The sequence below is a fragment of the Methylobacterium sp. D54C genome, from assembly GCF_053345595.1.
Genome location: NZ_JBKFAK010000015.1, coordinates 60,499 through 83,238, shown reverse-complemented (window position 1 = coordinate 83,238; position 22,740 = coordinate 60,499). Strand labels below are relative to the sequence as shown.

At 70.6% G+C, this 22,740-nt stretch carries 21 protein-coding genes; 12 read left to right on the top strand and 9 right to left on the bottom strand.

What is annotated here, in order from left to right; all coding sequences use genetic code 11:
* Positions 1 to 27 precede the first annotated feature (27 nt).
* Both ACLBYB_RS23175 and ACLBYB_RS23170 read right to left on the bottom strand, forming a co-directional pair.
* On the bottom strand, positions 28 to 1,347 hold the full coding sequence (locus tag ACLBYB_RS23175; RefSeq protein ID WP_091682248.1) for an MFS transporter: 1,320 nt from the start codon (positions 1,345 to 1,347) through the stop codon (positions 28 to 30).
* 118 nt (positions 1,348 to 1,465) lie between these two features.
* On the bottom strand, positions 1,466 to 2,026 hold the full coding sequence (locus ACLBYB_RS23170; RefSeq protein ID WP_020092415.1) for a cupin domain-containing protein: 561 nt from the start codon (positions 2,024 to 2,026) through the stop codon (positions 1,466 to 1,468).
* A gap of 166 nt (positions 2,027 to 2,192) precedes the next feature.
* Here ACLBYB_RS23170 and ACLBYB_RS23165 point away from each other — a divergent pair, with 166 nt between their 5' ends.
* The gene (locus tag ACLBYB_RS23165; RefSeq protein WP_447700179.1) at positions 2,193 to 3,527 is read left to right on the top strand and encodes an aminotransferase class III-fold pyridoxal phosphate-dependent enzyme; all 1,335 of its coding nucleotides are present in this window, start codon (positions 2,193 to 2,195) and stop codon (positions 3,525 to 3,527) included.
* Between the two features lie 224 nt (positions 3,528 to 3,751).
* Positions 3,752 to 4,813 (top strand): SDR family oxidoreductase, encoded by a 1,062-nt coding sequence (locus ACLBYB_RS23160; protein WP_447700178.1) that lies wholly within the window; start codon positions 3,752 to 3,754, stop codon positions 4,811 to 4,813.
* 90 nt (positions 4,814 to 4,903) lie between these two features.
* Here ACLBYB_RS23160 and ACLBYB_RS23155 read toward each other — a convergent pair whose 3' ends face one another.
* Complete coding sequence (locus tag ACLBYB_RS23155) at positions 4,904 to 6,196, bottom strand: ArgE/DapE family deacylase (protein ID WP_447700177.1); 1,293 nt, start codon at positions 6,194 to 6,196, stop codon at positions 4,904 to 4,906.
* Positions 6,197 to 6,295: 99 nt separating this feature from the next.
* Positions 6,296 to 7,186 carry a LysR family transcriptional regulator gene (locus ACLBYB_RS23150; RefSeq protein WP_447700176.1) on the bottom strand — a complete coding sequence of 297 codons (891 nt, stop codon included), beginning with the start codon at positions 7,184 to 7,186 and terminating at the stop codon, positions 6,296 to 6,298.
* 116 nt (positions 7,187 to 7,302) lie between these two features.
* Between ACLBYB_RS23150 and ACLBYB_RS23145 the strand changes: the two genes are divergently transcribed.
* The 4 genes from ACLBYB_RS23145 to ACLBYB_RS23130 all read left to right on the top strand — a co-directional run bounded on the left by ACLBYB_RS23145 (position 7,303) and on the right by ACLBYB_RS23130 (position 10,312).
* A complete protein-coding gene (locus tag ACLBYB_RS23145) occupies positions 7,303 to 8,286 on the top strand; it encodes an NAD(P)H-dependent flavin oxidoreductase (protein ID WP_447700175.1) in 984 nt (327 codons plus the stop codon).
* 134 nt (positions 8,287 to 8,420) lie between these two features.
* Positions 8,421 to 9,071, top strand: a complete 651-nt coding sequence (locus ACLBYB_RS23140) for a L,D-transpeptidase (protein ID WP_447700174.1) — start codon at positions 8,421 to 8,423, stop codon at positions 9,069 to 9,071.
* 211 nt (positions 9,072 to 9,282) lie between these two features.
* Positions 9,283 to 9,768, top strand: coding sequence for an SRPBCC family protein (locus ACLBYB_RS23135; RefSeq protein WP_447700173.1), 486 nt, complete (start codon positions 9,283 to 9,285; stop codon positions 9,766 to 9,768).
* Between the two features lie 199 nt (positions 9,769 to 9,967).
* Entirely contained in the window at positions 9,968 to 10,312 is a 345-nt protein-coding gene (locus tag ACLBYB_RS23130; RefSeq protein WP_020092423.1) for a hypothetical protein, read from the top strand.
* Positions 10,313 to 10,523: 211 nt separating this feature from the next.
* On the opposite strand, the gene fdhE is transcribed toward ACLBYB_RS23130, so the two are convergent.
* The 5 genes from fdhE to ACLBYB_RS23105 form a co-directional block, all read right to left on the bottom strand.
* Positions 10,524 to 11,519, bottom strand: a complete 996-nt coding sequence (gene fdhE / locus ACLBYB_RS23125; RefSeq protein ID WP_447700172.1) for a formate dehydrogenase accessory protein FdhE — start codon at positions 11,517 to 11,519, stop codon at positions 10,524 to 10,526.
* Between the two features lie 4 nt (positions 11,520 to 11,523).
* A complete protein-coding gene (locus ACLBYB_RS23120; RefSeq protein WP_447700171.1) occupies positions 11,524 to 12,246 on the bottom strand; it encodes a formate dehydrogenase subunit gamma in 723 nt (240 codons plus the stop codon).
* A 149-nt stretch (positions 12,247 to 12,395) separates the two neighbouring features.
* On the bottom strand, positions 12,396 to 13,328 hold the full coding sequence (gene fdxH / locus ACLBYB_RS23115) for a formate dehydrogenase subunit beta (RefSeq protein ID WP_020092426.1): 933 nt from the start codon (positions 13,326 to 13,328) through the stop codon (positions 12,396 to 12,398).
* 15 nt (positions 13,329 to 13,343) lie between these two features.
* On the bottom strand, positions 13,344 to 16,424 hold the full coding sequence (gene fdnG / locus ACLBYB_RS23110; protein ID WP_447700170.1) for a formate dehydrogenase-N subunit alpha: 3,081 nt from the start codon (positions 16,422 to 16,424) through the stop codon (positions 13,344 to 13,346).
* Between the two features lie 153 nt (positions 16,425 to 16,577).
* On the bottom strand, positions 16,578 to 16,919 hold the full coding sequence (locus ACLBYB_RS23105; protein WP_091682271.1) for a hypothetical protein: 342 nt from the start codon (positions 16,917 to 16,919) through the stop codon (positions 16,578 to 16,580).
* A gap of 223 nt (positions 16,920 to 17,142) precedes the next feature.
* On the opposite strand from ACLBYB_RS23105, the gene ACLBYB_RS23100 reads away from it, so the two are divergent.
* From ACLBYB_RS23100 to ACLBYB_RS23075, 6 genes are all read left to right on the top strand, one after another.
* Positions 17,143 to 17,328, top strand: coding sequence for a hypothetical protein (locus ACLBYB_RS23100; RefSeq protein WP_042672044.1), 186 nt, complete (start codon positions 17,143 to 17,145; stop codon positions 17,326 to 17,328).
* A gap of 412 nt (positions 17,329 to 17,740) precedes the next feature.
* A complete protein-coding gene (locus ACLBYB_RS23095) occupies positions 17,741 to 18,751 on the top strand; it encodes a sulfate ABC transporter substrate-binding protein (RefSeq protein WP_020092431.1) in 1,011 nt (336 codons plus the stop codon).
* An 11-nt stretch (positions 18,752 to 18,762) separates the two neighbouring features.
* Positions 18,763 to 19,617 carry a sulfate ABC transporter permease subunit CysT gene (cysT, locus tag ACLBYB_RS23090; protein ID WP_012318099.1) on the top strand — a complete coding sequence of 285 codons (855 nt, stop codon included), beginning with the start codon at positions 18,763 to 18,765 and terminating at the stop codon, positions 19,615 to 19,617.
* Complete coding sequence (gene cysW / locus ACLBYB_RS23085; protein WP_447695391.1) at positions 19,610 to 20,491, top strand: sulfate ABC transporter permease subunit CysW; 882 nt, start codon at positions 19,610 to 19,612, stop codon at positions 20,489 to 20,491. Before cysT ends, cysW begins: the two co-directional genes overlap by 8 nt.
* Positions 20,463 to 21,533, top strand: coding sequence for a sulfate/molybdate ABC transporter ATP-binding protein (locus tag ACLBYB_RS23080; RefSeq protein ID WP_244491830.1), 1,071 nt, complete (start codon positions 20,463 to 20,465; stop codon positions 21,531 to 21,533). Before cysW ends, ACLBYB_RS23080 begins: the two co-directional genes overlap by 29 nt.
* A gap of 39 nt (positions 21,534 to 21,572) precedes the next feature.
* A complete protein-coding gene (locus ACLBYB_RS23075) occupies positions 21,573 to 22,622 on the top strand; it encodes a cysteine synthase A (RefSeq protein ID WP_447700169.1) in 1,050 nt (349 codons plus the stop codon).
* Positions 22,623 to 22,740: the final 118 nt, after the last annotated feature.

The window sequence follows — 22,740 nt, the reverse complement described above, 5'->3', positions numbered from 1 at the left end:
GGATCCGGCGCCTTTGACCGGTCGCGCTCACCCGTCCAGGAAGCCCCGCTGGCGGGCCCGGTAGCCGCCGATCGCCGTGACGCACAGGAACGACACACCGGCCAGCGCCGTGCCGAACACCGCGATCGGCCACCAGTGGCCCTGGAAGCGCTCGGCCAGCACGGTGCCGACGATCGGCGTCAGACCGCCGGCGAGCGCGCCGCAGAACTGATAGGCGATGGAGATCGCCGTGTAGCGCACCCGCGTCGGGAACGCGCCCGCGAGGTAGCCGGCGATCACCGCGTAGAAGGTCGCGCTGCCGACCACGTTGAGGGCGAGACCCAGCACGATCAGCGGCACAGACTTGGTCTCGACCAGCCAGAACAGCGGGTAGGGGGCCAGCATCGCCCAGACCAGCGTCCCCTGGAGGAACAGCCGCTCGTTGCGGATCAGCTCGGCGATCCGGGCGCCCACCGGGGTCATCACCAGCTGGACCACGGCGGCGATCAGCAGGGCGTCGAGGATCGTCGCCCGCGCGATGCCGAGATACTGCGTGGTGAACGCGATCATGAAGGTGTTGAACAGGTAGACCGAGGCGATCGCGAAGGTGTTGGCCCCCGCCGCCAGCAGCACCGGCTTCAGGCAGGTCGTCAGCACCTCGCGCACCGGCGCCGGCGGCGGCCCGCCGGCGGCCCGGGCCTTCTCGAAGGCCGGGGATTCCGCGACGCCGAGGCGGATCGCGAGCCCGACGCCGAGCAGCAGGATGCTGACGAGGAACGGCACCCGCCAGCCCCAGGTCAGGAAGCTCTCCTTGTCGAGCAGGCCCGCGAGCCGGAAGGCCAGCAGCGACAGGATCTGCCCGGCCGGGCTGCCGAGCTGCGCGAAGGAGGCGAAGAAAGTGTTGCGCCCGGCCGGCGCGTGCTCGGCGGCCATCAGCACCGCCCCACCCCACTCGCCGCCGACCGCGAGACCCTGGATCAGCCGCAGGACCACCAGCATCACCGGCGCCCACAGGCCGACCGAGGCGTAGGTCGGCAGGAGCCCGATGCACGAGGTCGCGATGCCCATCATCACGAGCGTCGCCACCAGGGCGCGCTTGCGCCCGAACCGGTCGCCGAGATGCCCGAAGATCAGGCCGCCGAGCGGCCGTGCGAGGAAGCCGACCGCGAAGGTGCCGAAGGCCGAGAGCGTCGCGATGTAGGGCGATTCCGCCGTGAAGAAGAGCGGCCCGAACACCAGGGCCGCCGCCGTGCCGTAGATGAAGAAATCGTACCACTCGATCGTGGTGCCCACGAAGGCCGCGAGCGCCGCGCGCGCCGACTGGTTCTGTCCGGGCCCGGCGGCCGGGCTTGCGGTCGTGACGGCCATCGATCCTCGCGCGGCATTATGAATTCAAACGCCGCCCTGCATGCGCCACTCTGCCGGCCGACCGCAACGCCTGCACGCGACAGGGCGGGCGTTTCATCCGCCGCAGCCGGGCTCCGTCTCAGAAGCTCGGCGGCGTGCAGGCGCTCACCACCTCGCAGGGGTTGGGCCCGACGCAGCGGAACCGGTGCGGGCGGCGGCTGTCGAAGCTGTAGGCGTCGCCGGGGCCGAGGATCCGGCGCTCGGCATCCACCGTGACCTCCAGGCGCCCGGAGAGCACGATGCCACCCTCCTCGCCCTCGTGGGAGAGCGGCACCCGGCCGGTATCGGCGCCCGGCTCGTAGCGCTCCTTGAGGATCTGGAGCTTGCGCCCGAACAGGCTGTCGCCGACCTGACGGTACGAGATCGCCCCCTTGGCGGCTCGGCGGCCGATCTCGGTGAGGTCCTCGGCGGCGAAGAACGCCTTGCGCTCCGGCTCCGGCTCCAGGGCGAAGAACTCGGCCATGCCGATCGGCACCCCGTCGAGGATCCGCTTCAGGGCGCCCACCGACGGGTTCACCCGGTTGGCCTCGATCAGCGAGATCGCCGAGTTGGTCACGCCGGCCCGCTTGGCCAGCGTCCGCTGCGACAGGCCGTGGCGGGCCCGAACGAAGCGCAGGCGCGCGCCGACATCGATGCTCATCCGGCCAGGGCCCGTTTCAGGTGTTGCGGATCCCGCAACGGTGCCACCCGCGGCCCCGATCCTGCAAGGGGTTGGCGGCGACCAGAAAAGGACTTGTTGCCCGATCGGCGAAGGTGTCCCCTGGTCCCGCCGCCCGAGCCGCGCTGCCCGCCCCGGAGAACCGCCCATGACCGACCATCCGCTCCGCAACACGCCCGCGATGGACGCCTTCTGGATGCCGTTCACGGCCAACCGCCAGTTCAAGGCGGCGCCGCGCCTGCTCGTGTCGGCCGAGGGCATGCACTACACCGCCGACGACGGCCGCAAGGTCCTCGACGGCTCCGCGGGCCTCTGGTGCGTCAATGCCGGCCACGGGCGGCGGGGCATCGCCGCCGCGGTGGAGCGTCAGCTCGCGACCCTCGACTTCGCCCCGACTTTCCAGATGGGTCACCCCGTCGCCTTCGAGTTCGCCGAGCGGCTGGCCGAGATCGCCCCGGGCGGTCCGGACAAGCGCCTCGACCGGGTGTTCTTCACCAATTCCGGCTCGGAATCGGTCGACACCGCCCTCAAGATCGCGCTCGCCTACCAGCGGGCGATCGGGCAGGGCACGCGGACCCGGCTCGTCGGCCGCGAGCGCGGCTATCACGGCGTCGGCTTCGGCGGCCTGTCGGTCGGCGGCATCGTGTCGAACCGGCGGGTCTTTCCGACTCTCAACGGCACCGACCACCTGCGCCACACCCACGATCCGGCCCGCAACGCCTTCGTGAAGGGCCAGCCCGAGCACGGGGCGGAGCTCGCCGAGGATCTGGAGCGGCTGGTGGCGCTCCACGGCGCCGAGACCATCGCGGCCTGCATCGTCGAGCCGGTGGCGGGCTCCACGGGCGTGCTGATCCCGCCGAAGGGCTACCTCGAGCGCCTGCGCGAGATCTGCACGAAGCACGGCATCCTGCTGATCTTCGACGAGGTCATCTCCGGCTTCGGCCGCCTCGGCGCGCCCTTCGCGACTGACTTCTTCGGTGTCGTCCCTGACCTCGTGACCAGCGCCAAGGGCCTGACCAACGGCACGGTGCCGATGGGCGCGGTTTTCGCGAGCCGCGCGGTCCACGACGGCCTGATGCAGGGCCCGGACGGGATCGAGCTGTTCCACGGCTACACCTATTCCGGGCACCCGATCGCCTGCGCGGCCGGCCTCGCGACGCTCGACATCTACCGGGAGGAGGGGCTGCTGACCCGCGTCGCCGACATCGCCGACGACTGGGCGGCGGCGATCCACGATCTGCGCGGGCGCAAGGGCGTCGTCGACATCCGCACCATCGGGCTCGTCGCCGGCGTCGAGCTGGCGCCGCGGCCGGACGCGCCGGGCAAGCGCGCCTACGAGGTGTTCGTGGACTGCTTCGAGCGCGGCCTGCTCACCCGGGTGACCGGCGACATCATCGCCCTGTCGCCGCCGCTGATCATCGAGCGCGGCCAGATCGGCGAGATCGTCGACATCCTGGGCGCGGCGATCGACCGGGTCGCCTGAGAGCCTCCGTCTTCACGAGCGGAGCGAAGCAATCCAGGGTCGCGCCATGCTTCGAAACCGCGCGCTGCCCTGGGTCGCTTCGCTCCGCTCGCGATGACGTGGGGCTCGCGATCACACAACCCTTGCGCGCCGCACAGGCGTCCGCGCCGCGCGTCGGGGTTGTCACGACACCACCCGCGCCCATCTGCCCCGGACCCGGATTTGGGCCGGGCACGAGGGTTTCCATGTCGAACACCGCCCTGATCGTCGGCGCCAGCGGGATCGTCGGCAGCGCCACCGCGGCGCTGCTGACCCAGGAAGGCTGGACGGTCGCGGGCCTCGCCCGTCACCCGGTGCGGCAGGACGGCGTCGCGCCGGTGACCGGCGACCTGCAGGATCCGGCCTCCCTGGAGGAGGCGCTCTCCGACCTCGCCCCGAGCCACGTGTTCCTGGCGACCTGGCAGCGGCGGCCGACCGAGGCGGAGATGATCCGGGTCAACCGGGCGATGGTGGAGAACCTGCTCAATGCCCTGCGCCCGAAGAAGAGCGTCCGCCACGTCGCCCTGGTGACCGGGCTGAAGCACTATCTCGGCCCGTTCGAGGCCTACGGCAAAGGCACCCTGCCGCAGACGCCGTTCCGCGAGGACCAGGGCCGCCTCGACATCGAGAACTTCTACTACGCGCAGGAGGATGCCGTGTTCGCGGCCGCCGCCCGCGACGGCTTCACCTGGAGCGTCCACCGCCCGCACACGATCATCGGCAAGGCGGTGGGCAACGCCATGAACATGGGCACGACGCTCGCCTGCTACGCCACCCTGTGCCGGGAGCTGGGCCGGCCCTTCATCTTCCCGGGCTCGGCCGCGCAGTGGAACGGCCTCACCGACATGACCGACGCGCGGCTGCTCGCCCGCCAGCTGCTCTGGGCGTCGACGGAACAGAGGGCCGCCAACGAGGCGTTCAACGTCGTGAACGGCGACGTCTTCCGCTGGAGCTGGATGTGGGGCCGGATCGCCGCCTGGTTCGGGATCGAGGCGGTGCCGTTCGACGGCACGCACCGGCCGCTCGAGCCCCGGATGGCGCAGGACGGCCCGGCCTGGGCCGAGATCGCGGCCCGTTACGGCCTCGCCGAGCCGGATCTCACCAAGCTGGCCTCTCCCTGGCACACGGATGCCGATCTCGGCCGGCCGATCGAGGTCGTCACCGACATGAGCAAGAGCCGCCGCCTCGGCTTCACGACCTACCAGCCGTCCGACGACGCGTTCGACGACCTGTTCGCCCAGCTCCGCGCGGACCGGCTGATCCCCTGACGGCGAGCACCGCCGTCATCGCGAGCGAAGCGACGCGACCCAGGGCGGCGCGACCCTGGATTGCTTCGCTGCGCTCGCAAGGACGGCGGCTCACCCCGCCTTGCGCTCGGTCCCGCACCACTCGGCCACGAACAGCGCCATGGCGGTCGTGATCCGCTTCACCGAGGCGAGGCTCACGCGCTCGTCGAAGCCGTGGATGTTCTGAGAGGTCGGGCCGTAGCAGAGGGCCGGCACCCGGTCGTAGAGGGCATGCACCCGAGTATCGAGGTAGCCCGCCGTCATGAAGCTCTGGAGCGGTGAGCCGATCGCCCGCTCGTGGGCACGGCCGAGCACGGCCTCGGCCTCCGAGCCCTCCTCCAGCACGTAGCCCTCGGCGAAGAAGCCGTTGAAGACCACCCGCGGCGGGCTGTTGGCCAGGAACGGGTCGGTGCGGGCGAAGGACGCCACCGCGGCCTCGATCTCGGCGGCGGCCTGGGCGGCGGTCACGCCCGGGTAGAGCGCCACCCGGCAGTGGATCCGGCACCAGGCCGGGACCGAGGAGGCCCAGTCGCCGCCCTCGATCTTGCCGATGTTCAGGTTGATCGGGTGGTCCTCGGTCTCGAAATGCGGGTGCGCCGCCTTCTCGGCGTTCCAGCGGGCCTCCACGTCGCGCAGCGCGCCAATCACCCGGTAGGTGGCGTCGATGGCGTTGGCGCCCGCGCCCATCTCGCGGACATGGACCGGCACGCCCCGCACCTCGACGGTGAACCAGAGTACGCCGGTATTGGCGCGGACGAGCTTCTCGTCCTCCGGCTCGGGGATCAGCACCGCGTCGGCCCGGTAGCCGCGCAGATGGGTCATCAGGGCGCCGTTGCCGGTGGATTCCTCCTCGACCACCGACTGCACCGTCACGGAGGCCGCCGGCTGGAGGCCGAGGCGGGCGAGCGCATCGAGGGCGAACAGGTTGGCGGCGTGCCCGGCCTTCATGTCGCCGGCGCCGCGGCCATACATCCAATCGCCCTGGATCACCGGATCGAAGGGCCGGTGGGTCCAGAGGTCGCCGGGCCCCGGCGGCACCACGTCGACATGGGCCTGCAGGATCAGGGAGCGGCCGGTCTCGGTGCCCGGCCGGTGGTGGCAGACCACGATCGGCGCGTCAGAATGGTGCGCCGCGTCGATCTTCGAGCCGCCCGGATGGGCCGCGATCGCGGCCCGGTCCATGGCGAAGCGCTCGGTTGCGTAGCCCCGGGCGCGGAACTGGTCGAAGACGTAGTCCTGGCAAGCATGCTCCTCCCCGCGCAGGGAGGCGAACCGGACCAGCGCCTGCGTGTGGGCGACCTGATCGGCGAAGCCCTCCGCCACGGAGGCTTCGATCTCGGCGGCGAGGGTGGGGTCGAGGGCCATGGGAACTCCGAACCGTCTGCGGCCGGGAGGAAGCGCCGGGGCCCGGGCCGCTGTCAACCGGCGGTTGCCAAGGGCACGGTCCGTGCCGGAGCCGGGAGCCTAAGTTACATCCGGGAGCGCCGTCCGCACCTGCTCGGCGAACCGCGCGAAGGCCGCGCTCGGCCGGTCGTCGGCGCGGTGGACCAGCAGCGTCGGGACGTGCCCGTCCCCGTCGGGCACCGGGTGAACCGAGACCCGGCCCGCGCGGTGCGCCGGCTCTGCCACGGCGCGGGGCACCAGGGTCACGCCCAGGCCGGCCGCCACGCAGCCGAGGATGCCGTCGAGGGTGCCGAACTCCATGCGCCGCACGTGCACGAGGCCCTGGCGCCCCAGAAAGTCCTCCAGGCGCCTCCGGTACGAGCAGCCGGCCCGGAACACGAGCACCTTCGCGTCGCGCGCCCGGGCCAGCCGGTCGAGCAGCGCCGCGAGGTCGCCGACGGCCGGGTGCGCCACCAGCACCAGCTCCTCCGTGAAGACCGGGAGCCCGACGAGGTCGGCCTGCGCGACCGGGCCGGCCACGAAGGCCCCCTCCAGGCTCCGGTCGAGGACCCGGGCGATCAGGTGCTCGGTCGGGCCGGTCTCCAGCTCGATGTCCACCTCCGGGTGGCGCGCGGCGAAATCCGCGAGCGGGCCGGGCAGGCGCAGGGCCGCGGTCGTCTCCATGGCGCCGATCCGCAGGGGGCCGCGCGGCTCGCCCTCGGCCAGCAGGGCGTGGCGCGCCTCCGCGAGCAGCTGCCCGACCTGGAGCGCGTAGGGCAGGAGCCGCTCCCCCGCCCGGGTCAGCGTCACCCCGCGGCTTCCGCGGTGGAACAGCGGCACGCGCAGGGCCTGCTCCAGGGCGCGGATCCGGCCGGTGACGTTGGACTGGACGGTGTTGAGCCGCGCCGCCGCCCGCCCGATGCCGCCGGTCTCGGCCACCGCCGCGAAGAACATCAGGTCGGTGCTGTTCATGCCATCTGCTTTTCCGATGCCTTCCTTCAGAAGGAATCATTTTTTCCGCCGTCGCGCGAGCGTTAATCCCTGGCGGGCGGCGCGCACAACCGAGACGCTTTCCGGGGAGGGGACCCATGGCCTTGAGGACCAGACTCACCGACGCCTTCGGGCTGCGGCACCCGATCGTGCTGGCCCCCATGGACCCGGCCTCGGGGGGCGCCCTCGCGGCAGCGGTGAGCGCCGCCGGCGGCCTCGGCCTGATCGGCGGCGGCTACGGCGACCACGCGACGCTCGACCGGGAATTCGCCCACGCGGGCAATCAGCGGGTCGGCTGCGGCTTCATCACGTGGTCGATGGCCCGGGACCCGTCGCTCCTCGACGCGGCGCTCGCCCGGTCGCCCGCGGCCCTGATGCTCTCCTTCGCGGATCCCGCGCCCTTCGCGGACCGGATCCGCGCCGCCGGCGTGCCGCTGATCTGCCAGGTGCACACCCTGGCGCATGCGAGGCGTGCCCTGGAGGTCGGTGCGGCCGCGGTGGTGGCGCAGGGGACGGAGGCCGGCGGCCACGGCCTCGCCGCCCGCGGCACCGCGGCGTTCGTGCCGGCGGTCGCCGACCTGATCGCCCGCGAGCGCCCCGAGACGCTGCTCCTCGCGGCGGGCGGCATCGCGGACGGGCGCGGTCTCGCCGCCGCCCTGGCGCTGGGGGCTGACGGTGTCCTGATGGGGACGCGGTTCTGGGCCAGCCGGGAGGCGCTGATCCACCCGGCCGCGAAGCAGCGGGTTCTCGCCGCCACCGGCGACGACACGATCCGCACGCAGGTCTACGACATCGCCCGCCAGCGGGCCTGGCCGGCGCCCTATACCGGGCGGCTCCTGCGCAACACCTTCATCGAGACGTGGCACGGCCGCGAGGACGCGCTGCGCGCGGCCTCGGCGGAGCGGCGCCGGGACGTGGAGGATGCCGACGCGGCGGGCGACTACGACGTCGCCAACGTCACGGTCGGCGAGGCCGTGGGGCTGATCGACGACCTGCCGGGCGCCGGCGACCTCGTCCTGCGCATCGCCGAAGAGGCCGAGGCCGCGATCCGCCGGATCTCCGGCATGGCCGCGGCGCCGTGAGCGCGCCGGCACGGCGCTCAGCAAAGCGTGACTACGCAGCGGCACGGCGGGCCGGAACCTCGGTGTTGCCGGGGCTTTAGCGTGACGGCAAACCGTCGCGGTTTCTCGAGGCGCGTCTCGAGTCGGAGTCGCTCATGCGTATCGGTCTGATCTCCGCCCTGTCCGGGCTGCTCCTGTGCGCGGGGATCCCCGCGACGGCCAGCGCGGACGTGCTCGTCAACGTCGACAAGACCACCCAGCGCATGGAGGTCTCGGTCGACGGCCAGCCGCGCTATTCCTGGCCGGTCTCGACCGGCGTCGCGAGCTACGACACCCCGTCCGGCGCCTACCGCCCGTTCCGGATGGAGCGCACGCACTTCTCGAAGGAGTGGGACGACGCGCCGATGCCCTTCGCGATGTTCTTCACGACGCAGGGCCACGCCATCCACGGCACCAACCACGTCCGGAGCCTGGGACGCGCGGCCTCGCACGGCTGCGTGCGCCTGTCGGTGCGCAACGCCGCGACCCTGTTCAATCTCGTGAAGAGCCAGGGCATGGGCCGGACACGGGTGGTGATCGAGGGAGCGGATGTCCCGATGGCGGAGCGCGGCCGGCGCGGCACCCGGCTCGCCCGGAACCGCAGCCCCTACGAGCCGGACGACCTGCTGGCGAACAGCGATCAGATGGGGCGCCGGTCGGTGCCGGCCTATTACCGCCCGGCGGCCCGGGCCACCTACGCGCCCGCCTACGCGCCCGCCACGGTCTACGGCTACCCGACCGACGCCGACGAGACGGACGGCTGGTAGGCCGGATCGCGGCCCGGACCCCGTGTCGGCCGATCGGCGCCACGACGTGCCCCTGCGCGCGGACGATCACCGGCCGCGTCGTCTGAGCGCGAAAGTCATGCGCCGCAGCGCCCGCCCATTGCCGAGCGCCCCCTCCCGGCCTAGCTCCTGCGCGGCCATCAGAGCCTGCGCGGCCCCTGCCGCGACTTGAGACGGACGGAGACACCCCGAGATGCCCTTCGCTTTCTGCCGGTCCCTTCCCCTCGCCGCCCTGGCGCTCGCCGCGGCCACCGTGCCGGGCTACGCCCTGGAGGTGACGCGCTCGGCCGACATCGCCGCGCCCCCGGCCAAGGTCTGGCAGACGATCGGCGAGTTCTGCGGCATCGGCGACTGGCACCCGGCCATCGAGAAATGCGCCCTGTCCGACAAGGACGGCATGAAGGTCCGCACGCTGAGCCTGAAGGGTGGCGGCACCATCAAAGAGGAGCAGGTCTCCCGGGACGACAAGGTGATGAGCTACACCTACACGATCCTGGAGAGCCCGCTGCCGGTCTCCGACTACAAGTCGACCCTCTCGGTCGCTCCCGAGGGCTCCGGCTCGAAGGTGACCTGGACCGGGACCTTCAACGCCAAGGGCGCGCCGGACACGGTCGCCACCGACGCGATCCAGGGCATCTACGATTCCGGCCTGAAGGCGCTCGCCGAAAAGGCGAAGTAAGCCCGTCACGATTCGGAGCGCGCCGCCGGTGCAGGATACCGGCGGCGCGCACCAAGTCCCTCCGGCAGCGGCGGAATCGCGCGTTTGAGGCGCTCCGCGTCCCGCGCTCCGCACCCCTTCGGCATGTCGCCGGGGCGATTGACCCACCGCCAAGCTCGGCTCAGAACCTCGGCGGCGCTGCCCCTCGCGCCCCAACAGGATGATCGCCGTGCCCGCGTCCCGCCTCCCGATGCGCCTCAGCCTCGTCGCCCTCGCCGTCGCGGCGCTGGGCGCCTGCCAGCAGCGCGCCACGCCCGCGGTGACCGAGCCATCGCCGATCGTGCCGGCGCCCCTGGCCCTGCCCACGGGCAGCGGCTGCGGCCCGGAGATCGCCCGCACGAAGGCGATCGTCGACAGCGACGTGGCCACCGGCAACCTCAACAAGCCGGTGGGCGACCGCTTCAGCGCCGACCTCGCCCACGCCGCCGCGGAATGCTCGGCCGGCAAGTCGGGCGAGGCCCTGCACCTGCTCGCCGCCGCCAAGAGCCGCTACGGCTACCGCTGAGCGCGGGGCTTTCCTTTCCCGCCGCGTTGCAGGATCGCGCTGTCGATCCTGCAGGCGCGTCCGACCCGGCCCCTCATCCCGCGGTGCGGAGCGCGGCGGAGGTCTCGAAGGCGGCCTCCAGGCGCCGCGCGCTCCCTGGAACTCGCCCTCGAGGGCCGCCGACACGGCCACCTCGGGACGAGGCCGTCGGCCGGGATGGGCGCATCCCGCGCTAGATCACGAAGAGCAGGTTCAGTCCGGCGCGCCGGAACCCGTCCTCGGCGATCTTCAGGTCGAGCCCGTAGGACGCGATGTCGTCCGCCACCGGGTCGAGGGCCGGCGCCCGGTGCTGGTGGAGGTGCTTGATGTAGCTGTGGCAGGTCGTGCAGGTCTCGACCTGGACGTCCTTCGAGACCTCGTCGAGCCCGTAATAGCTGACACCCTCGCCGTCGCCGCAGGCGGTGCAGCGGATCCGGACGTGGTTCCAGTACGTGCCGCAGACCGAGCAGCTGAGATACCGGGCCTTGTCGGCCGGGGTCCAGGAGACGATGACGCTCGCCACCGGCGCGCCGCCGCAGCACGGGCAGACGCCGTCCGCGACGGGCTTCAGCGTCCGCGTGTCGAGGCGCGCGGCCCGCTCGGCGAAGCGCACCTGCAACGCGGCTGAGACGAACAGGCATTCGGCGATCCGGTCGACCGGCAGCGCGCCCTCGAAAACCTGCACGGCGAGATCGCGGCGCTCCTCCGGCGCGGCGGCCCGCAGGGCATCCCGCGCCGCGGCCGAGGCCTCGGGCGCGGTCGCGAGATCCAGCGCGTCGAGCAGCGCCAGGAGGCACGCGTCGAAATCCTGGTCGGCCTCGAGGCTGTGCCGCGACAGCGGCGGCATGCCGTGCTCGCTCCGCAGCGCCTGATCGGCGGGATCCGGCGCCGGCGGGGCCGGAAACCGTGCCTGGATCGCCGCCTGGGCGCGGGCGACCTCACCGACGAACCGGAGATAGGCCTCCAGCGGGTGCCCGGGCGCGGCCTCCGCCAGGCGCGCGGCCCGGTCGGCGAACAGAGTCGCGGGATCGGGCAGGCGCACGAGCGGGACCGAGCCCGAGATCCCGATCTTGTCGGGATCGGGCTTGAGCTCGCTGAAATCCCGGCGGCGGGGCTTCGGGGCCTCGGCGGGTTTCGGGGTGTTGTCCGCGGCCGGAGCTGCGGGTTTCCGCCTGAAGAAGTTGGCCACGCGATCAGGATCCGCGCTTGTCCACCGAGCCGCGGCGCGCCGGGCCGCCGGCCATCTGACGGAACCACTTGCGGTGGTGCCGGTAGGCCCAGCCGCCCGTGACCGTGCCGCGGACCATCGCCCGGCCGGTGCCGCGCACCCAGATGCCGGCGTAGACGTGCACCACGATGATCGCGATGGCGATGACGGCGGCCAGCGAGTGCGCGAGCAGCGCCCAGCGCTGGGTCTCGATCGAGGTGAGGCCGCCGAAATAGGTGTTCCAGATCACGAGGCCGGTCACGAACATCACGCCGATCAGCGCGGTCTGGCCCCAGAACACGCCCTTCTGGCCGGCATTGTACTTGCCGAGCTCCGGCAGCCGGTCCTCGCGGTTGGTGACCACGTCGCCGATCTTCTTCGACCACTCGACATCGTCCTTGTTGGGGATGTTGAGCCGCCAGAAGCGCACGAACAGGAAGAGGAAGCTGATCGCCAGCGCCACGCCGAACCACGGGTGGATCGCTCGGGTCGCCTGCCCGCCGCCGAACAGGCCGGTCAGCGAGAACAGGTAGGGCGTGAACATCGCCAGCCCCGAGAGGGTCAGCAGCGTGAACAGGATCGCGGTGATCCAGTGGTTCACGCGCTGCAGGCCGGTGTAGCGCGGGACGTACATCACCTCCGGCGCCTCGGACTTGGCGTGGTGGAGGGGGCGGGAATCGCCGTCCCGGACATTGTTCTGGATCGTCATCGGCCTTCACTCGCCTGACGGGGCCGCCCGTCGCGGCGGGCGGGCCGTGAAACTCGAAATCGGGTCGGGCGCCCGAGCCGTCTCCGCCCTGCCGAAACCGTTCGGCGCGGCGCTCCCTTCCCCCCGCGGGGGAGGGAGACCGTCGCGTCTCAGTGCGGCCGGGCCTCGCCGCCATTCTCCCGGCGCTTGGCCTCGTCGTACTCGACCGCCTCTTCCTCCTCCTCGGGCACGACCTCGTTGGGGCCGGCCGTGACGTAGTGGAAGAAGCCCGCCACCGCCGCGAAGCCCATCGCGGCGAGACCGAACACCTTGGCACCGCCCTTCCAGAAGGCGACCAGCGGCGAGATCTTCGGGTCGTTCGGCAGGCCCGCGTAGAGGTTCGGCTGGTCGGCGTGGTGCAGCACGTACATGACGTGCGTGCCGCCGACCCCGGCCGGGTCGTAGAGGCCGGCATGGGCGAAGCCGCGCGACTTCAGGTCCTCGACGCGGTCGTGGGCCTGATCGATCATGGCCTGCTTGGTGCCGAACATGATCGAGCCGGTCGGGCAGGCCTTGGCGCAGGCCGGTGCCTGACCCACCGCCACCCGGTCCGAGCACAGGGTGCACTTGTACGCCTTGTGGTCGGTCTGGCTGATGCGCGGGATGTTGAAGGGGCAGCCCTTCACGCAGTAGCCGCAGCCGATGCAGTTCTCCTCGATGAAGTCGACGATGCCGTTGGAGTACTGCACGATCGCGCCGGGAGACGGGCAGGCCTTCAGGCAGCCCGGCTCGGTGCAGTGCATGCAGCCGTCCTTGCGGATCAGCCATTCGAGGTTGTTGGTCTCCGGGTTCTCGTACTCGGTGAACCGCATCAGGGTCCACGACTTCGGCGTGAGGTCGTGGGGGTTCTGGTAGGTGCCCGTGTTGACACCGATGTCGTCGCGCAGGTCGTTCCACTCCTCGCACGCCGACTGGCAGGCCTTGCAGCCGATGCACTTCGACACGTCGATGAGTTTGGCGACCTCCACCTGACGGCGGATCTCCGGCGGCGTCTCCGTCGAGGCGGAGCGCTGGCGGATGTCGAGGGAGCTGTAGTCGGCCATTTCCGTGCTCCCCCCTTACGCGACCGCGTCCGACGGAGGCGTGGTCGGCTCGATGTTCACGAGCCAAGCCTTGAACTCCGGCGTCTCGGTGTTCGCGTCGCCCACGACCGGCGTGAGCGAGTTCGGGTGCCATCCTTTCTTGGTGTGGCCCATGAAGCCCCAGTGCTGCGGGATGCCGACGACGTGGACGGGCTTGCCGTCGCAGATCAGCGGCTTGATCCGCTTCGTCACCACGGCCTTGGCCTTCAGGGAGCCGCGCTTCGACCAGACGCGGACCCAGCCGCCCTTGGCGATGCCCTTCTCCTTGGCGAGCTCCTCCGAGATCTCCACGAAGGCCTCCGGCTGGAGGATCGCGTTGATCCGGGCGTGCTTGGTCCAGCCGTGGAAGTGCTCGGTCAGGCGGTAGCTCGTCGCCGCGTAGGGGAATTCCTTCGCGTCGCCGAGGTCGGCGAGGTCGTCCTTGAAAATGCGGGACGCGGGCGCGCCCTTGATCTTCGGGAAGGCGAGGTTGGCCACCGGCGACTCGAAGGGTTCGTAGTGCGTCGGGAACGGCCCGTCGCGCATGAGACCGCGGGTCCACAGGCGGGCGACGCCCTCCTGGTTCAGGATGAACGGGCCGACGCCCTTATCGGGGGCGACGGTGACGCCGTAATCCGGCACGTCGAAGCCGATCCACTGCTTGCCGTTCCACTCGATGAGCTTCTTCTTCTCCGACCACGGGCGCCCCTCGGGGTCGCACGAGGCGCGGTTGTAGAGCACGCGCCGGTTGGCCGGCCACGCGAAGGCCCAGTTCGGCGCGATGCCTCGGTCGCCGGGATCGGTATTGTCCCGGCGGGCCATCATGTTGCCCTTCTCGGTGTAGCAGCCCGAGTAGATCCAGCAGCCGCAGGCGGTCGTCCCGTCGTCCTTGAGCTGGGCGAAGCCGTCGACCTGCTTGCCCGCCGGGATGATCGTCCCGTTGAGATCCGGCGTCGGCGCCAGCGTGTAGCCGTTGAGCTCGCGGGCGAGCTCGGTCGGCGTCGGCGCCTCGGCGATCGCGTAGTCCCACTTCAGATTGACGATCGGGTCCGGGAAGGCCCCGCCATCCTTCTTGTAGGCCGCCTTCATGCGGAGGAAGATCTCCGACATGATCTCGATGTCCGAGCGGCACTCACCCGGCGCCTCCTGCGCCTGCCAGTGCCACTGCAGCCACCGGCTGGAGTTCGACAGCGAGCCTTCCTCCTCCACGAACAGGGTGGTCGGAAGCTCGAACACCTCGGTCTGGATCTTGGTCGGATCGACGTCGTTGTACTCGCCGTGATTCTCCCAGAAGCGGGCCGTCTCCGTCTTGAGCGGATCCATCACCACGATGAACTTCATCTTGGAGAAGGCTTCCGTCATCTTGGCGCGATTCGGGAACGACAGCAGGGGGTTGAAGCCCTGGATGACGTAGCCGGTCATCTTGCCCTGCTTGGCGAGCTCGAACCCGCGCATCACGTCGTAGGTCGGCACGTCGAGCTTGGGCAGGTAATCGTACGCCCAGTCGTTCTCCTTGGTGGCCTTGTCGCCCCACATCGCCTTCTGGAACGAGACGAAGAACTTGTTGTAGTTCTGCCAGTAGCTCGTCTGTCCGGGACGCAGCGGCTTGAACTGCCGCTTGGCGATGTAGCTCGCGTAGTCGGGCTCCTTCTCCACCGGGATGTTCAGGTACCCGGGGATGAGGTTCGACATCAGCCCGATATCGGTCAGCCCCTGGATGTTGGAGTGACCGCGCAGCGCCTGCATGCCGCCGCCGAGAACGCCGATGTTCCCGAGCAGCGTCTGCACGATGCACATCGAGCGGATGTTCTGCGAGCCCTTGGAATGATGGGTCCAGCCGAGCGCGTAGAGCGAGGCCATCGACTTCTCGGGAGAAGCCGTCGTCGCCATCAGCTCGCAGACCTTCAGGAAGGTCTCCTTGGGCGAGCCGCAGATCTTCTCGACCATCTCGGGCGTGTAGAGCGAGACGTGCTTCTTCAGCAGCTGCATCACGCAGCGCGGGTGCTGCATCGTCTCGTCGACCACAGCGTAGCCGTCGGGGCCGATCTCGTAGTCCCAGGTGGTCTTGTCGTAGTCGCGCTTGTCCGCGTCGTAGCCCGTGAACAGCCCCTCGCTGAAGTCGTAGCCCTCGCGGACCACGTACCCGGCGTTGGTGTAGGCGGAGACGTAGCGGTGCTGCAGCTTGTCGTTGTCGAGCAGGTACTTGGCCACCCCCGACAGGAACGCGATGTCGGTCCCCTGCCGGATCGGGCAGTAGAGATCGGCCACCGACGCCGTGCGGGTGAAGCGCGGATCGACGACGATCAGCTTGGCATTGTTATGGGCTTTCGCCTCCACGACCCACTTGAAGCCGCAGGGGTGAGCCTCGGCGGCATTGCCGCCCATCACGGTGATCACGTCCGCGTGCTTGATGTCCATCCAGAGGTTGGTCATCGCACCGCGTCCGAAGGAGGGCGCCAAACTGGCGACCGACGGACCGTGTCAAACTCTGGCCTGATTATCGAAGACCAGGGCCCCCATGCTTCGGACTGTCTTGTAGGTCAGCCAGGCCGTCTCGTTGGTGGTGGCCGAGGCCCCGAGGAAGCCCATCGTGGTCCACCGGTTGACCGTGAGGTCGCCGTTCTTGGCCACGAAGTTCTTGTCCCGGTCCTCCTTCATGAGTTGCGCGATGCGGTCGAGGGCGAAATCCCAGGACACGCGCTTGAACTCGGAGGAACCCGGGGCGCGGTGGAGCGGGTACTTGGTGCGGGTCTCGGCGTGCACGAAGTCGAGCAGCGCCGAGCCCTTCGGGCAGAGCGTGCCGCGGTTGACCGGATGATCCGGATCGCCCTCGATGTGCATGACCGAGGAGCGCGCGTTCTTCGAACGGTCCCCCAGGCTGTAGAGGATCACGCCGCACGCGACCGAGCAGTACGGGCAGGTGTTGCGGGTCTCGCGCATCTGCGCGAGCTTGAACGGCCGCACCGCGGCGGCCATGGCGGGCTCGAGTCCGCCGAATCCGAGCGCGCCCAGCGAGCCGCCAGCGAGGCCGGCGCCGGCCCCCTTGAGCAGGCCACGCCTTGAGACCTGGACCGTCATCTCCGCTCCGTAAAAGCGATCTGGTATAATTCCAAGCTGTCCCAAAAAAGCGTGCGCGAGGCAAGTGCGGTTGCGTGACACAGCAAGTTGCCGTGTCTCAGCCGAAGCAACACGTTTGTCGCACCGGCATCATCCTGCATGAGAACGGTTTTTTTACTTGCTGGGATTGGCCGGATTGGCGCCTGACGGGCCGGCCGTGCGGTGCTCCAGGGGCGCCTGCGGCTCGGTGGCGGAGGTGCCGCCGGGCTGGGCCGGCGGCACGGGACGGTCGGCATTCTCCTTGATCGAGTTGCCGCCCGGGTCCGGCGCGTCCTTGGCGGCCGACTGCTCCCGCGGCACCGGGGCCTGGCTCCAGCCGTCCTGCGCGCTGCGGGACTTGTCGCCCATCGCGTCGACGCCCTTGATCTCGCCCGGTTTCGTCTGCGCGAGACAGGGCGACGCCACCGTCGCGAGACCGAGGAGCAGCGACATCATCAGGGGAATCGAGCGGGACACGGGGCGCCTCCTGGCAGCAGGGGGAATGCGGGAGAATGGCAGCAGGGGATGAACAGCGGGGAATGCCCGGGCAACGTAGCCTTCGCGGCGGCAGTTCCGGCCTGCGACACCGACCCGGCACGGGGCACCGGGGTCGCGTGGCGGCAGCGCGGCCGCGGCGGTGACGGCTCCTTAACCAAACCTTGCAACCGTACGTGTCCACAGGTGCGAGGATTTCCCGGTCATGTCGAAGCCGCATCCCGAACGCCCCTGCGAGACCGAGCGGTCGGTCGACGCGCCGCCGCTGAGCTCCGACATCCGGCGCCATCTCGGCCAGAACCTGCGCGCGCTCTTCACCGACACGCTGGCGGCCCCGGTCGACAAGCGGCTGGAGGCCCTGATCGCCCGGCTCGACAAGCCGAAGCGCTGACCCGGACCGCCGCCGACAGGGGAGCGGAGGATCGCCGTCTTGCGGGCAACCGCGTGCGGCGCGAACCGCCGACGGCTATCGCCGGCCCGCAGAATGCCGCCCGATGTGCGCTAGAGCACTTAAGATCGTTCGTTCTGAGAAACCCGATTCCGCGCACGAAATCTTCTCCATCGGCGGCGTCGCAGAGAAGATCCATGCGTTCTGATCGTCTACCACCCTGAGTTATCTTGCATTTCCGGCACGATCGTCGATCCTGATCACGTTACGGCATCACGCGGGTCCACACCCGAGGCTTGACTTCGTTCGGTAAAAAGAACGATTTCGCGCCTCCCGGGGACGCCTGTCCCCTGCGTCGCAACCGCGGATGGCTGGGGGATCGGACGTGATGACGAACGCTTCAGGTCTGGGCCGGATGGCTCGGGCGATCGGGCTGACCCTTCTGGCCGGAGCCGGCCTGCTGACCTGCGCGCTGCCGGCCGCGGCCGAGACCGCGCTCCTCAACGTCTCGTACGACCCGACCCGCGAGCTCTACCGCGAGATCAACGCCGCCTTCGCGGAGGAGTGGAAGGCGAAGACCGGCGAGGCCATCACGGTGCGGGCCTCGCACGGCGGCTCGGGCGCGCAGGCGCGCACGGTGATCGACGGGGTGGACGCCGACGTGGTCACCCTCGGCATCCCGTCCGACATCGACGCGATCGCCAAGCTCACCCGCAAGATCCCGGAGGATTGGCGCAGCAAGCTGCCGAACCAGGGGACGCCCTACACCTCGACGGTGGTGTTCCTGGTCCGGAAGGGCAACCCGAAGGGCGTCAAGGACTGGGACGACCTGGTCAAGCCCGACGTGAAGGTGATCACCCCGAATCCGAAGACCTCGGCCGGCGGGCGCTGGAACTTCCTCGCCGCCTGGGGCTACGCCTACGGGAAGGACAAGGACGCCGCGAAGGCCGACGCCTTCGTCGGGCAGGTCTACAAGAACGTGCCGGTGCTCGATACCGGCGCCCGCGGCTCGACGGTGACCTTCGCGCAGCGCGGCCTCGGCGACGTCCTGCCGACCTGGGAGAACGAGGCCTACCTCGTGCTCCAGGAATTCGGCGCCGACAAGTTCGACATCGTCTCGCCGCCGACCTCGATCTACGCCGAGCCGCCTGTGGCCCTGGTGGCGGTCAATGCCGAGCGGAAGGGCACCACCAAGGCGGCCCAGGCCTATCTCGACTTCCTCTACGGCGACCGCGCCCAGGCGATCTTCGCCAAGCACCATTACCGGCCGATCCGGCGGGAGGCGGCCGCCCCGGCGGACCTCGCCCAGCTGCCCGAGATCAAGCTGTTCAAGATCGAGGACCTCCAGGGATCCTGGGACGAGATCCAGAAGCGGAACTTCGACGCCGGCGGCCTGTTCGACCGTCTGAGCCGGGCCGGCCGCTGAGGCTTCAGATCATGGTCCAGACGCCCCGTCCCCGTCGGACGTTCCGACGGCCGAGCGTGATCCCGGGCTTCGGGATCAGCTTCGGCTACACGCTGACCTGCCTCGGCCTGATCGTCCTGCTGCCGCTGGCCGGACTGGTGGTGAAGGCCTCGGGGCTCGGCCTGTCGGGCATCTGGGAGGTCGCCACCGATCCGCGGGTCGCCAGCGCCCTGCGGATCAGCTTCGGCGTCTCGGCCATCGCGGCGCTCGTCGCCTCGGCCTTCGGCTTCCTGGTGGCCTGGGTGCTGACCCGCTACCGCTTCCCGGGCCGCAAGCTGGTCGACGCCGCCGTCGACCTGCCCTTCGCCCTGCCCACCGCGGTCGCCGGCATCGCGCTCGCCTCGCTCTACGCGCCGGACGGTCTGCTCGGCGCGCCGCTCGCGCGCCTCGGAATCCAGGCGGCCTACACGCCGGTCGGCATCTTCATCGCCATGGTGTTCATCGGCCTGCCCTTCGCGGTGCGGACCGTGCAGCCGCTGATCGCCGAGATCGACAAGGAGATCGAGGAGGCCTCGGCCACCCTCGGGGCGACGCGCCTCGTCACCCTTACCCGGGTGGTGCTGCCGCCCCTGATCCCGGCGGTGCTCACCGGCTTCGCGCTCGCCTTCGCCCGGGGTGTCGGCGAGTACGGCTCGATCATCTTCATCGCCGGCAACCTGCCCTACGTGTCGGAGATCGCGCCGCTGCTCATCGTCATCAAGCTCTCCGAGTTCGACTACGGCGGCGCGGCGGCCATCGCGACGATCATGCTCGGGATCTCGTTCCTGACGCTGCTCGCCATCAACCTCATCCAGGCCTGGTCACGGCGGCGGTTCGGCTATGTCTGAGATCTTCTCTCCCGCCTTCGTGCCGGCCGCCAAGCCGGCCCCGGTCGCCTCGGAAGGGGTCGGCGTCCGCGCGGTCCTGATCGGGATCGCCGTGGCGTTCCTGGCGCTGTTCCTGGTGCTGCCGCTGTTCGCGGTCTTCCTCCAGGCCTTCTCCAAGGGGCTTGGTGCCTTCCTGGACGCGTTCCGGGAGCCCGACGCCTGGAGCGCGATCCGCCTGACGCTGACCGTGGCGGCGATCGCGGTGCCGTTCAACGTCGTGTTCGGGCTGGCCGCCTCCTGGGCGATCGCCAAGTTCGAGTTTCCCGGCAAGTCGCTGCTGATCACCCTGATCGACCTGCCGTTCTCGGTCTCTCCGGTGGTCTCCGGCCTGATCTACGTGCTGCTGTTCGGGTCCCAGGGCCTGTTCGGCTCCTGGCTCCTCAACCACGGCGTCCAGATCCTGTTCGCCCTGCCGGGGATCGTCCTGGCGACGGTGTTCGTGACCTTCCCGTTCGTCGCCCGCGAGCTGATCCCGCTGATGCAGGAGCAGGGCACCGCCGAGGAGGAGGCGGCACTGACGCTCGGCGCCTCGGGCCTGCACGCGTTCCGGACGGTGACGCTGCCCAATATCCGCTGGGGCCTGCTCTACAGCGTGCTCCTCTGCAATGCCCGGGCGATGGGCGAATTCGGAGCGGTGTCGGTGGTGTCGGGCCACATCCGCGGCCTGACCAACACCATCCCACTCCACGTGGAGATCCTCTACAATGAGTACAACTTCGTCGCCGCATTCGCCGTCGCTTCGCTCCTCGCCGTCCTTGCCCTCATCACCCTCGTCCTCAAATCCGTCCTCGAATGGCGCTTCGCGGGTGAGCTCGCGCACGGCCGGGCACACTGATCGCCCCTCCACGGCGATCCGGGTCGAGAACGTCTCGAAGACGTTCGACACGGCGGCGGTGCTGCACGACCTGTCGCTGGACGTGCGGGCGGGCGAGCTGATCGGGCTCCTCGGCCCGTCGGGCTCGGGCAAGACGACGCTGCTGCGGATCATCGCCGGGCTCGACGCGCCGGACCGGGGCCGGATCCTGTTCGGCGGCGACGACGCCACCGGCCTGCCCGTGCAGGAGCGGGCCGTGGGCTTCGTGTTCCAGCACTACGCCCTGTTCAAGCACATGAGCGTGGCCGACAACATCGCCTACGGGCTGAACGCGCGGCGCCGCGCCGACCGGCCGGCCAAGGCCGAGATCAAGCGCCGGGTCGGCGACCTGCTCGACCTGATCCGCCTCTCCGGGTTCGGCGACCGCTACCCGTCGCAGCTCTCCGGCGGCCAGCGGCAGCGGGTGGCGCTCGCCCGGGCCCTCGCGGTCGAGCCGCGGGTTCTCCTGCTGGACGAGCCCTTCGGCGCGCTCGACGCCCAGGTCCGCAAGGACCTGCGCCGCTGGCTGCGCGAGATCCACGACCGCACTGGCCAGACCACGATCTTCGTCACCCACGACCAGGACGAGGCGCTGGAGCTGTCCGACCGCGTGGCCGTGCTCGATCGCGGCCGCCTGGAGCAGGTCGGCACGCCCGACGAGGTGCAGGAGAACCCGGCCTCCGCCACCGTGATGAAGTTCCTGGGCGATTCCGTCGAGGTGGAGGCGATCGCCGAGGGCGGCCGGGTGCTGGTCCGGGGCCGGGAGACGCCGGTCGCCGCGCCCACCAGCCTGTTCGGCCCGGTCAAGCTCTACGTCCGGCCCTGGCAGCTGCAGCTCGCCGAGCCCGAGGCCGCGCACCTGTCGGGCACCGTGCGCAGCTCGTACCGGACGCAGGGGCGCCAGCGGATCGAGGTGGCCGACGCCGAGGGGCGCGTCCTCGCCGTGGAGGATTTCGACGGCGTGCGCTACCCGGCCGGCCACCCGGTCGGCCTGCGGATCAACGGCGGGCACGTGTTCGGGTGAGGCTCGCCAGCGGCCGCGCGGCACCCTAGGCTCCCGACCATGACCGTACCGAGTCGCGAACCCGCCTCCGACGTCCTGGCCGCCATCGGCCAGACGCCGCTGATCCGCCTGCGCCGCGCCTCCGAGGAGACCGGCTGCACCATCTACGGCAAGGCGGAGTTCCTGAATCCCGGCCTGTCGGTGAAGGACCGGGCGGCGCTCTCGATCGTGCGGGACGCGGAGGCGCGGGGCCTGATCCGCCCGGGCGGCACGATCGTCGAGGGCACTGCCGGCAACACCGGCATCGGCCTCGCCCTGGTGGCCTCGGTGCGCGGCTACCGGACGCTGATCGTCATCCCGGTCACCCAGTCCGAGGAGAAGAAGCAGACCCTGCGGCTCGCGGGCGCCCGGCTGGTGGAAGTGCCGGCGGTGCCCTTCGCCAACCCGAACAACTACGTCCACGTGGCTCGGCGGCTCGCGGAGAAGCTCGCCGCCACCGAGCCGGCGGGCGCCTTCTTCGCCGACCAGTTCGACAACGTCGCCAATCGGCAGGCCCATGTCGACGGCACCGGCCCGGAGATCTGGGCGCAGACCGGCGGCCGGGTCGACGGCTTCGTCTGCGCGGCCGGCACCGGCGGCACGCTGGCCGGCACCGCCGAGGCCCTGCGCACCCGCAATCCGCAGGTGCGGATCGCGCTCTCGGACCCGGAGGGCTCGGCCCTCTACGCCCACTACACGACCGGCACCCTGAAGGCCGAGGGCTCCTCGATCACCGAGGGGATTGGCCAGGGGCGGATCACCCGGAACCTCGAGGGCTTCACCCCCGACCGCGCCTTCCGGATCCCGGACCGCGAGGCTCTCGACATCGTCTTCGGGCTGATGCGGGAGGAGGGGCTGTCGCTGGGCGGCTCGTCGGGCATCAACGTCGCCGGGGCGATCCGGCTGGCCCGGGACCTCGGGCCCGGTCACACGATCGTGACGATCCTCTGCGACGGGGCGGCCCGCTACGCCTCGAAGCTGTTCAATCCGGCCTTCCTCACCGAGCGCGACCTGCCGGTTCCGGGCTGGCTCGACGCGCCGGCGGGGGCTCTGCCGGACTGGCACGCCTGAGGCCGGGGTCTCATCCGGAATTTTCCTCACAAAAGCGTGGCTTGGTGTTGAACGGAACGGAATGTCGCAGCGTTTGAACGGTCACGCTCGCACCAGCGCGACCGTCCGGAGAACGCGA